We start from the raw sequence: 11,946 nt of genomic DNA on the forward strand, positions 1-11,946 counted from the left end.
TTATCAGGATGCGCGCCACCTGCGTTTTCTGATGTCTCGCGTTGGCCCCGCAGCAATGAGCGGCCAACGCAACCACTCCTCAAGGATGAGCATTCATGACTGGCAAACCGCCAAAAAGCAAATCTGTATCTGCCCCAACCAAACCATTCGATCCTGGAGTGGAACGCCCCCGCCCGCTGTCGTCCTCGCCTTCATCGGTAGCGCATCTGCCTGACGCACACGGTCAGGAACTGTCGTCCTTTTCGCCAGATTCGACGGCAATGACGCCCGTCATCAGCGTGAGCACGAGTCCTATATTTTCTGCAATTGACCAGTTCGCAAGGAGCCCGGCAAAAAACTCGCTGGAGAATTATTGGATACCCACACCAAAAAGTCTCGGCGAAGCCGGTGCGCAGGAAATCATGTTTTTCAAACAGCGCCAGTATGTGGCCGTCGCCGATGGCCGTCTCGTTCAAGTGATTCGGGATGCCGAGAGCGGCCTGTTTCGTGTCACTCATGCCAGTGAGCTGCATCCTTCCGGTCCGCTGTTGAGGCCGGATAGCGAGGGCCGGTTCTGGCATCCTCTGGAAAATGGCGATTGGCACAATCGTTCTTCAAGCACCTATTCGGAACACAGCCAGATAGCGGAACTGTTTCTGCGATCAGGCCATTCGGTGGATGATTTCTCCTCGCTCACTATCAAACGTGCTCTTGCAACGAGCGGTGTGGGCGCAATGCTCATACACGAATCGCCCATTCACCCCGTCGCTATGGCGTTGATGACGGATACGCTCAGGCGCTTTAACCTCGATTCGGACATCCAGCGATTCATCACCCAAATGCACAATCCCGATCCGTCCGTACGCTGGCAGGCGGACCCACAATGGCAGGCTTTGCTGTCGTCAGGGGAAGGCGAGCTGGTCGAGCACGATGGCAAAAGGCTCGGAGCTTTGCTCTTCGAGCGGAGTGAGCGGGCGTTTGAACTCGACTGCGATGAAAACACATTGCAGATGCGTCGGATTTTTCCTTACCTGCCCAAGACAATCGCTCAGGCATTGTGGCGAGAGGCGAGTGCCGCCGACCATCTGCATTTGCGTCTGCGGCCCGGGATGCCAAGGCACATGGCAGAAAAGACCCTGATGGCGCTGCGCGAAGTGCGTGTTGCCAGGGCCTGCGAAGGAATATATCTGGATTCGGCATCCAGTCTGGACAGTGATCTGTTGGCGTTGCTGATGATCGGGCGGCTCGAGAAGTGGCCGCAAGAGGTTCGTATCGAAATTCATCAGGATATGTCGGACGGCAACCCCTTGAGTGCCACCGGTGATGCAAGGTCGCAGGTGCATTACACACTGACGCGTCAGTTGGAAGGCTATGTGATCCGCGGCAGCAACATACCGACACCCGAAGGACCGATGGATCTGTATTCGGCAGTCTGGCGTCTGTTGCAGCCCGGGCAACGCCGATTGCTCGATGTGGCGCAGGGCGGTGGCGTGGCTCTACAACGGCTGATACGTGCACAGCCGTTGCCGTCGCGCCAAAGCGTGAGCAAGTTGTTAGGGGAGGAGCCATTGCCAGTTGACTTCATCTCCAGCGCTGCACTGCACGGGCAAGCGGGGCAGCTGCTGGGCGGTGGCGACAATAATCGGCAATCGACAAAGTCCGCTGCGGAGCGTGTAAAAGCACTTTATCCGCAGCTTTCGGATGAGCAGGTGACGTCGTTTGTCACCGAGCGCTTGCAGAGTGACCCATCGGCAATACTGACCCGTCTGGAAAAAGAGTTCGCGACATTGCGTAATGAGCTGACGATATGGAGCGCCGATGGGGCGGTACTTCATTCGCGGACCGCGGTACCCGAAAACGCGCCGCCACCCGCCGTGCAACGCCAGGCTCGAGAGCGGTTCAGCGCTAAGTTGCAGGATATCTGGCAGCGCAAGTCGGATTCCAGATGGGGGGAGGGAGACGATCAGTTTTCCTACTATGTCGATTTTTCGGGAGAGTTACCAAGGTTGTCCGGCCGGTTTGAGTACGTAACAGAGTTGCTATTGACCGCAAATGAACCGGGCGCACGGATAGGTGCGTTTCTTGACAGCTTTCCCAATATCCAGTCTTTGGGAATATTTGGCATTCAAATCGAGGAATTTCCGTCAGGAATATTTCAAATGCGCCAGTTAAGCGAGCTTACCCTGGACGGGTGCTCCCTTAGTCTTTCCGAAGCCACCGCTGAAGGGTTGTCCAGAATCGAAACGCTTACCCGGTTGAATCTGGCAAACAACCCTCTGACAGTTGCTCCGCATGTAGGCCACATGGCTGGTTTAACCGGATTGATGCTGAGCAACGCAAATCTGTCCAGCCTTCCTTCAGGCATGGATGCGCTCAGAAAACTGGGTGTCGTGGCCTTGCATGATAATCATATTTCCGACGTGGGATTCGAGTTGTTCGAGATTCCGGATACACAGAACCTGTTCGTTGGTTTGTTGAATAACCCCCTGAGTGACGCATCGCGGCAACGAATCAATCACTTTCTCGAGAATTCCAGTATGGACCGCAAGATGGAAATACAGACGCAGGAGGAAGTTCCTGTTTTTGACTCCGATAGTGAGTCCTCTGAAAGCGGGGTCTCGACAGGGTCAGACAGTGGCTGAGTGTTGGTGGAAGTAACGGATCCTTGGTTTTTATAACATATACAGACAAGAGTAAGCGCTCATGACGTCCCCTTCTGATTCTATGGATTCGAGATCAGGAGGGGAGAAAGTTTCTGGAGTGCTGGAATCAAAGGGGCAGAAACGATGTTGTGTTTATTTCTTATCGTGGCGCTGGGTTTTTCCATTTGTGAACATTTGTGTGAGTGGGTGACAGAGATGTTGAATTATTACCTTCTCACAATTTGTCGAAGGTTTCGACTGTTTTAATTCAAGTTGAGCCTCAATACTTTGCTGAGTCCTTAAAGGGCAAAATCTGTCAAACAGCAAGGTATCGTAAAATGATTGATGAACAAGTTGGTATATCCCGCATCGAGGTTAAGCTCGACTCCACAAACTCTGGCCAGCACAAAGTGCTCTATGCCAACGGTCGTATGCAGGTGCGTGTGTTGGTGCTTCTGCACGGGATCGATAACAATGGGGACGGCGCATCACTGCATGGACACCCTGCCCTGCAGTCGCTGCGCCTGATCGCCTATCACGGTGCGCGTCCTCTGGAGGGTGACTGGAGTGTAACGGTGCAGGAAAATCGTTACGCTCACGAAATGACGGGTGGTGCAACTCGGCTGACTGAAGTCCCGCGCGTCACGGACAACCGGGTAAGCAACGTCTCTGATCCGGTACAGATTTTTCAATTCTGGGTTTCGGCTTCCAGGCCTGGAATCATGGAAGTGGCCGCCGAGATTGTAATGGACGGCGTGGTACTGCGTAGCAATGGAATTGGTTTCGATAGCAGTGTTACGCTGGAAGCAGTTCCGCCGAAAAAATATAACCGGAACAGCTTTTCTCTTTATAAGTTCGGTGCGTTCAGGGAGCTGGTATACGAGGAGCGGATTCAAACTTTCCATATCGGGCTCCAGGCTGACGGTCGGCAGGTAAACTTGTTGGACTGGTACAGCAACGATGTAGCGCTTAATCCATATGACGCTGATGATGCGGTAATGGTGTATTCGTCAGGAACAATTAACCACTACAGTGGCGGCGGCAGGAGCTTTTACGGTTATCTGGCGCCGATCTATGGACAAACTGCTTCGATCCATACTCCTCACGGTTATGTTAATTTCCGGATCAACGATGTTCCCGGCGTGTTGACTCTCGTGCAACGCACTACTCTACAGACAGAAGAAAAACCGGAGAACGAAGGCGCGTTCGAACTCGCAGTTATTGATGAGTTCGGTACGGAGCACTGGCTTGCTATTGAGGGTGACAAAGTGCAGCGGACTTTCATTCTGGGTGAATCGAAACGGTCAACGAAGCAATTTTCCTGATTTGATTTTTTGAGGCCAGCGGCGCTTCGCTGGCCGACTTGACCGTTTTAATATCTATCTGGAAAAAGGAGCTTTTTTCTATGGAAAGTAATTCATCCTCCGCTGTCCATTCAAACGCTTTCAACTTCGGTGAGTTTGTTTCCGGAGGCGTTGATCCCCGCACGGGTATGTACACCTGCGCCTTTTCGTTGGGAAAGCTGCGCTCGGCGGATCTCAATGGTCCTGAACTTGCGTTTTCAGTGGCTTTCAATCCGCTCAACCAGACAGATGTCGGCTTCGGCATTGGCTGGTCGTTGACCCTTACAAATTACGACTTGCATAGCAAAGTCATGACTTTGTCCAACGGTGAACGCTACAAGGCTGTCGAGACGTCTACCGGTTTGAAGTTCAAGGAAATGAAACTGCAGACGGCAAAGGTGTTGGTGACCGGGGCAGGGCGCTATGAAGTTCGTTACAAGGATGGCCGGCGTGAGTTGCTGAAAGTCCTGGCTGGCAGTCATTTCGCTGTAGCAGAAAAAATAATTGCGGCGAACGGTGTCAGCGTTGCGCTGAAGCATGAGTTGTTCAATGGGTTTCCCAGGTTGGCTGAAATCAACGATACCAAGCGCTGCCTGTTGAGGGTCACACGCAAGGCAGGCCAAGTGGTATTGACGCGGCATCCCGACACTGCTTCCAGTTCCGACTACAAAATGGTGTTGAAAAACGCTCGGGTCACGGCGATCGAGCTACCGGTCGGTAGAGGTTGGGATCTGGAATATGAAGTCATAGATGGGGCCAGCTATTTACACCGCGTCGTCAATCCATTGCGCGGCGTAGAAATCATTCGCTACAAGCGCCAGGGTCATCGTTTCGTAAGTGGCGTTGAGCGGACACTGCCGTTTGTCATCGCTCATGATATTTACCCGGGGCGCGGCCAGCCCAAGCTCTGCAAGACGTACGAGTACTCCGATCATAACTTTCTCGGCCAAGGGCTATCGCCGGCCAGAGACAGTGACGGTGATCCTCTCTACCAGGCGCCCGGCTACTACGTGTACACCTCGGATGAGAAGTGGGTGGTAAAAGGTAAGGTTCACACGCGCATCAAACGCACCTACAACAAGTTTCATCTTCTGGTCGCAGAGACGACCACCTGTGGCGACGCGCAGATCGAAGCCATCACCGAGTATCACTGCTCCGTCACCAAGCCATTCAGTGACCAAGTGGCTCAGTTCCGCATGCCGAAGGTGCATTCGGTGACGTACCTTGATCGGCGCACCCAGCAAAAACGGCTGGAAACTACGGTCACCGAGTTCGATCACGAGGGCAACCTGGTCAAGCAGGTCGAGCCAAACGGGATCACGACTTCGACCGAATTCTATCCGGCAAGTGGTGGAGACAATTGCCCGGAGGATCCGCTGGGTTTCTCCAGGTTCCCGAGTAAGAGGACGGTTACTGCGGCCGCGTCGGATGGTACTTCGACTGTCACCTACTATGACTATGCGCTGCACACCGCGCTGGAGGGGGCGGAGCTGGGATCCGTGTTACCGGTCACTGAGCGTTTTTTCGAAGTTGTGGAAGGTGTTGAGCTACTGCGTTCGAAAACCCAACGCAGTTATCTGGACCTGCCCAAGGACCCGCTCAAGCACGGGGCTACGAAAGAGCAAAGTTTCATCCTGAATGAAAAAAAAACCTCTACCGAATTCACCTATGAACTTGAGGGTGACGGATTGCGGGTCAAGACCAGCACCCGCGGATTTGACGGGACGGTGCAGACCAGTGAGAAAGTGCTTTCGACGCTGACTGGATTACTGGTGTCGGAAACAGGTGTCGATGGCGAGCGTATCGAGCATGAATACGATGCGATCGGCCGGGCAGTGTGCAAAACGGTCGCTTCGGGCACCCCTTATGCGGCTGCTACCCGTTGGGCCTATCTGGCCGCCAACAGACAGCAACCGGCAACAATGGTGACCACGGATCCGGGCGGGGGAGAGCAAAGAGTGAGCTATGACGGCCTGGAGCGGATCATCACCGTTCAGGAAAAGGACTGCGACCATCCCGACAAGGACGGTCTCATCCAGGCTCGCACACTTTATTCTGCCCTGTATGATTCGGTCGGTCACAAGGTGAACGTGACGCTGACCGATTGGCGTGATGGCAAGCCTTATCCGGTCAGCACCCGCTACGAATTCGACTCGTGGGGCCAGGTCAGCAAAACCCTGCATGCCGATGGGCGTATCGAACACAGCGAGGTGGACCCGGTCCTGCGCCAGCAAACCAACTGGCTCCAGGGGATGGGCAAGACAATTACCCTCGTCAATGACTTCGGCAAGCCGCTGAGTGTCGAGAGCTTCAATCTGAAGAACAAGAGTCTCGGCAAAACCGTTTACACCTATGACGGTTACGGACGCACGACCAGCCAGACAGATCCTGTCGGCAATACCAGGAAATATGAGTACGACGTTTTCGACCGGATGATCCGCAGTGTTATGCCCGACGGCAGTAAGGTCGTAACCGACTACGCGGAGCATAGTGATGAAGGGCTTGCGATCGACATCAAGGTCGGTGACAAAGTGTTGGGCCAGCAGACTTATGACGGTTTGGGTCGTTTGATCCAAAGTACCGTGGGCGGACGAAAGTCTGAGGCTGGTTATGAAGCAGGCTTCACTCAGCCACAGTGGCACAAGAGTGCTGATGGCAAAAAAACCGAGTTCACTTATTTGCGCGATCTGGGCGGTTTACTGACTGAGCGCAAGGCAGGAGAACAGGTCACGAAACTGACTTACGACCCCGTCAGTGGCAATCCCTTGACCTGTACCGAAAGCGGCAGGACACGCAGCTTTGCCTATCACCCTTCCGGGCGCCTGAAATCTGAAACGACGACCTTCGGCGCTGTCACGAAAGCAACGTCCAGTACCTGGTCCCTCCAGGGGCGACCGATCACCCACGTTGATGTGCTCGGTACCGACAACAGATCTGAATACGATGAGTTCGGCCGCCTTCTATCCGCCTCGCAAGGGTCGCTGAAAACCGAGTTCCACTACGACGCCCAGACGGGAATGCTTGAGTGGACGAAAACCGAAGACACGTCGATCAAGCGTCATATGATCACCCGGTTCGTCTATGACGATATCGGTCGTGAAACCCGGCGTACATTCGAGATTCAGGGCCAGCCTGACCAGACGCTGCAATCGACTTACACGCTTGCCGGCAGACTGGCGCAGAAAGTCTCCAGGCGCGGCACGCAGATTTTGCGTGATGAGCAATTCACCTACGATGTGCGCGGGCGGCTGATCCAGTACGACTGTTCCGGCACCCAGAAGCCCCGCGATCCGTATGGCAAGGAAATCGTCCAGCAGACCTTCACCTTCGATGCGCTGGACAACATTCTTACGGTGCAGACGAAGTTCCCGCTGGGCGTGAATCTGACCACGTTCAGTTATGACAACCCCGATCCTGTACAGCTCAGTGCAGTCAAGCATTCCCATGTCGACTATCCACCGACAGTGACACTGGAATACGACGCGAACGGCAGGATGATCAAGGACGACCAGGCGCGAACGCTGGCCTATGACGCGTTCGGACGTCTTGAGCAATTGTCCGACGCAGGGGGATCAGTGATCCGTGGTTACCATTACGACGGTTTCGACGATCTGGTTGAACTGTCGCAACCCGATAAGGCGACTGTGCAGCGTTACTACCACGCAGGCCGGGTCGCCAATGAGGTGAGTGGTGAAAATTCATCCAGTGTCGTGCGTCACGGTGGCGCGCTTGTGGGACAGCGGCAACTCGGTTTGAATGCCAGCGCGCAGTTGTTTGGCACCGATCAACAGCAAAGCGTGCTGGCAACACTGGGTAAGGAGGAGCACCTCACCGATTGCGCCTACAGTCCTTATGGGCACCGTCCTGCCGAAGGCGGATTGTTCAGCCTGGCGGGGTTCAACGGCGAGCAGCTTGATCCGGTTACCGGGCTGTATCTGCTGGGCAACGGTTACCGGGCCTATAGCCCGACACTGATGCGTTTTCTTGCCCCCGATAGCATGAGTCCCTTCGGTGCGGGCGGATTGAATGCCTACAGTTATTGCCTGGGCGACCCTGTCAATCGGGTTGACCCTACCGGGCATGTCTCCTGGCAATCGATCCTCGGCATCGGCCTCAGTATTCTCGGGATCGTTGCCAGCGTGGTGACGATGGGCGCGGCGACTCCATTGGCAGTGGCAGCACTGGGGCTGGCGGTAGCTTCCGGTTTGGCGGGTATTGCCAGCGAGGTGGTCAATGAACTGGCACCGGGTTCTCAGGCGGGCGAGATATTGGGCTGGATCAGTTTTGGTCTCGGGCTGGCTTCGCTCGGTGCAGGTTTGGCGGCGGGTGCAAAAGCTGCTGTGAATGCGGGCAGGAAGATGGCTTCAGCTTTTAGCAAAGGCCTCAGTCCCGGTGCCAAGGACGCAGCCAAAGCGGCGCGACATATTAAAAAGGGTGGAAAAGGCGCCAGGGCTGCGGCCAAAAAAGCCCAGGCGCCCGTGGAGGAAGTCACGGAGAGACCTTGGCAATTAATCCGGCCCGATACAGAAGATTACGTCTATGCCACTCATAAGACTACGGCCGACCAATTCTTCGGGTACGTGGAAAGCGATATGTCCCCCCTCCAGGCAGCCAGGAAAGCCAGGATGTTTTACGAGGAATTCGGCGCAGCCGGTGATGGAAGAAAAGTAACGCATGTTTTTTTCGTAGCCACGAAAGGACGTGGGGAGCGTATTTATCTTCTAGAGGACAGTAAACAGAGAGTTTGCAAAGTCCTGCAGGCGGGCGGCCATTGGGACAACGGGCAGACCAACGCAATAATGAGATCGGCGAAAAATATGGTTACAACGCGCACATGAGCACTGTGAATACTTCGCCTGCCCGTTATGGGTGTGAAGGTCTGGAGTGCTGTTCAAGCGCCCACTCCACGTGTTCTTTAACCAACTCTGACGGATAGTCCCGTCGCGCCTTCAACGCTTCCAGCACGGGGATCGTTGAAGGCGCATTGCCCAGCCCCACCGCGAGATTGCGCAACCAGCGCTCATAGCCGGCGCGCCGCAACGGCGAGCCTTCAGTGCTGCTTAGAAACTTCTCTTCATCCCACATGAACAGTTCGGCCAGTTCGGCATTATCGAGATTGTGCCGAGGCTTGAAGTCACCTTCCCCGGAGGCTTTGGCGAAGCGGTTCCACGGGCAGACGATCTGGCAGTCATCGCAGCCGAACACCCGATTGCCGATCAGCGGGCGCAGTTCTTCGGGGATGGCGGTCTTCAGTTCGATGGTCAGGTAGGAAATGCAACGGCGCGCGTCCAGCACATAGGGGCCGACGAAGGCGTTGGTCGGGCAGATATCCAGACACGCAGTGCAACGGCCGCAATGTTCGCTGCTATGCGGTTCATCCACCGGCAACGGCAGGTCGACGAACAACTCACTGAGGAAGAAATAACTGCCGGCCTTGCGATTCAGTACAAGGGTGTTTTTGCCGATCCAGCCCAGCCCGGCTTGCTCGGCGATGGCTTTTTCCAGCACTGGCGCACTGTCGACAAAGGCACGAAAACCGAACGGGCCGATCTCTGCCTGGATCCTGTCGGCCAATTGTTGAACACGTTTACGGATCAATTTGTGGTAATCGCGGCCCAAGGCATAACGCGACACGTAAGCCTTTTCCGGTTCAGCCAGGCGTTTGGCCATTTCGGTATCGCCCGGCAAGTAGTCCATGCGCAGGGAAACCACGCGCAACGTGCCCGGCACCAGCTCGTCGGGGTGCGAGCGTTTGCTGCCATGGGCGCCCATGTAGTCCATATCGCCGTGATAGCCGGCGTCGAGCCAGCGTTGCAGATGCTGCTCGTGTTCGGCCAGGTTCAGACCGCTGATGCCGACTTGCTGGAAGCCCAGCTCGCGGCCCCAATCCTTGATCGATTGGGCGAGGGCGGGCAGGTCTGTGGTGATGGCGGACATGAGGCGAGAGAAACCGGAGCTGAGGTGCGTATAATTCTGCCAGACATCGGAGCCCGAAGACGCATGCCGCAGACGAAAGATGAATTACCCGACGCGCTGTACCGTGCCGCGCAGGTGCGCGAACTCGACGCGCGGCTGATCGCCGCCGGCACGCCGGGCTTCGAATTGATGCAGCGCGCCGCCCGCGCGACGTGGCGCGCACTGGTGCGCAAGTGGCCGGCAGCGAACGAACTGACGGTGCTCGCCGGGCACGGCAACAACGCTGGCGACGGTTATCTGGTGGCCGGGCTGGCGCTGCGGGCCGGTTGGACGGTGCGCGTTCTCGCCGTCGGCGATCCGCAGCGTTTGCAGGGTGATGCCGCACTGGCCCATGCCGAATCCGTAGCTGACGGTGTTGTGGTGCAAGGCTGGCAGGCGCAGAGCGAGCTGCGCGGTGTCGTCCTCGATGCCTTGCTCGGCACAGGTCTGAGCGGCGAAGTGCGCGAGCCGTATGCATCGGCGATCAAGGCGATCAACGCCTGCGGTTTGCCGGTAGCGGCGGTCGATATTCCGTCAGGGCTATGTGCCGATACCGGACGTGAACTGGGCGTCGCGGTCCACGCCGATCTAACGGTGACATTCATTGCTATGAAGATCGGGCTGTTGACTGGCGACGCGGCGGATCAAATCGGCGAACTGGTCTTCAACGACTTACAAGCCACCGACGAAATTTTCAGTGACATTCCCGTCTGCGCTCAACGCCTGAGCGCCGCTAATCTCCCAGCACTTGCGCCGCGTGCGCCGACCTCGCACAAGGGGCGCTTTGGTCATGTGTTGCTGATCGGCAGCGATCACGGGTTCGGCGGAGCGATTCTGCTCAGCACGGAAATGGCCTTGCGCGGCGGCGCGGGCATGGTTTCGCTGGCGACTCGCCCAGAGCATGTGCCGGCGGCGCTGACTCGGGTGCCGGAGGCGATGGCGCTCGGCACCTCGTCAGCCAATCAACTGATGGGGCTGCTGGAAAAGGTTTCGGTATTGGTGGTCGGGCCGGGCCTCGGTCAGGCCAGTTGGGGCCGTGCCCTGCTGTCGGCTGCCGCCAATGCACCATTGCCGCAGGTGTGGGACGCTGACGCGTTGAACCTGCTGGCCAGCGATTTTGTCCAGTTGCCCAAGGATTGCGTGATCACTCCGCATCCGGGTGAAGCGGCGCGCTTGCTTGGCGTCAGCACCACTGAGGTGCAGGCCGATCGCCCGGCCGCTGCTCTGGCGTTGAGCAAAAAGTATTCAGCTGTAGTGGTTCTGAAAGGTGCCGGCAGTCTGATCGCCCATCCAGACGGGCGTCTGGCCCTCTGTCATCAGGGCCATCCGGCGATGGCCACGGGCGGGTTGGGTGATGTGCTGGCCGGTCTCACCGGCGCATTGCTGGCCCAAGGCATGGGCGCGTTCGATGCGGCATGCCTGGCCGTCTGGCTGCACGCCAACGCGGGTATGCAGCAAGGCAAATTCGGCCGTGGGCTGGCGGCCAGTGATCTGATTCCAGCCATTCGTCAGTTGTTGGAGGAGCATGCACCGTGTCTGAAGTAACCCTGTACCTGGCCGATGAACAGGCGATGAGCGACTTTGGCGCACGAATCGCCCGCATTACCCAGGGCCGCGGCCTGATATTTCTCGAAGGCAATCTGGGCATGGGCAAAACCACCCTGTCGCGGGGCATCATTCGCGGTCTGGGGCATGTCGGTGCGGTAAAAAGTCCGACCTTCACTTTGGTCGAGCCCTACGAGATCGGTGACATCCGCGCCTTCCACTTCGATTTGTATCGCCTGGTCGATCCGGAGGAGCTGGAGTTTCTCGGCATCCGCGACTACTTCGAAGACGATGCCCTGTGCCTGATCGAATGGCCCGATAAAGGTGCAGGCTTTTTGCCAAAGCCTGACCTGACCATTACCATTAGCCCGCAAGACAGCGGGCGTTCGCTGAAAATTTTGTCCCAGGGCTCGCGTGGCGAGGCCTGGTGTGCCGCTTTGGCATTGGAATCCAATTAAATGATGGGGTTTGGTATGCGCTTT

At 56.5% G+C, this 11,946-nt stretch carries 6 protein-coding genes; 5 read left to right on the forward strand and 1 reads right to left on the reverse strand.

Annotated elements, in window-relative coordinates; all coding sequences use genetic code 11:
• Positions 1–95: 95 nt before the first annotated feature.
• From ACZ0AZ_RS11480 to ACZ0AZ_RS11490, 3 genes are all read left to right on the forward strand, one after another.
• Positions 96–2,621: a leucine-rich repeat domain-containing protein gene (locus tag ACZ0AZ_RS11480; RefSeq protein WP_463570878.1), complete on the forward strand. Its 2,526-nt coding sequence runs from the start codon at positions 96–98 to the stop codon at positions 2,619–2,621.
• A gap of 338 nt (positions 2,622–2,959) precedes the next feature.
• Positions 2,960–3,946 (forward strand): hypothetical protein, encoded by a 987-nt coding sequence (locus ACZ0AZ_RS11485; RefSeq protein ID WP_129998190.1) that lies wholly within the window; start codon positions 2,960–2,962, stop codon positions 3,944–3,946.
• An 80-nt stretch (positions 3,947–4,026) separates the two neighbouring features.
• A complete protein-coding gene (locus ACZ0AZ_RS11490; protein WP_463570876.1) occupies positions 4,027–8,802 on the forward strand; it encodes an RHS repeat domain-containing protein in 4,776 nt (1,591 codons plus the stop codon).
• Between the two features lie 25 nt (positions 8,803–8,827).
• Here ACZ0AZ_RS11490 and queG read toward each other — a convergent pair whose 3' ends face one another.
• Entirely contained in the window at positions 8,828–9,901 is a 1,074-nt protein-coding gene (gene queG, locus ACZ0AZ_RS11495) for a tRNA epoxyqueuosine(34) reductase QueG (RefSeq protein WP_129998188.1), read from the reverse strand.
• 63 nt (positions 9,902–9,964) lie between these two features.
• On the opposite strand from queG, the gene ACZ0AZ_RS11500 reads away from it, so the two are divergent.
• Positions 9,965–11,464 (forward strand): NAD(P)H-hydrate dehydratase, encoded by a 1,500-nt coding sequence (locus ACZ0AZ_RS11500; RefSeq protein WP_463537401.1) that lies wholly within the window; start codon positions 9,965–9,967, stop codon positions 11,462–11,464.
• A complete protein-coding gene (tsaE, locus tag ACZ0AZ_RS11505; RefSeq protein ID WP_039756844.1) occupies positions 11,452–11,922 on the forward strand; it encodes a tRNA (adenosine(37)-N6)-threonylcarbamoyltransferase complex ATPase subunit type 1 TsaE in 471 nt (156 codons plus the stop codon). Before ACZ0AZ_RS11500 ends, tsaE begins: the two co-directional genes overlap by 13 nt.
• Positions 11,923–11,946: the final 24 nt, after the last annotated feature.

The organism is Pseudomonas sp. AC239, from assembly GCF_979258545.1.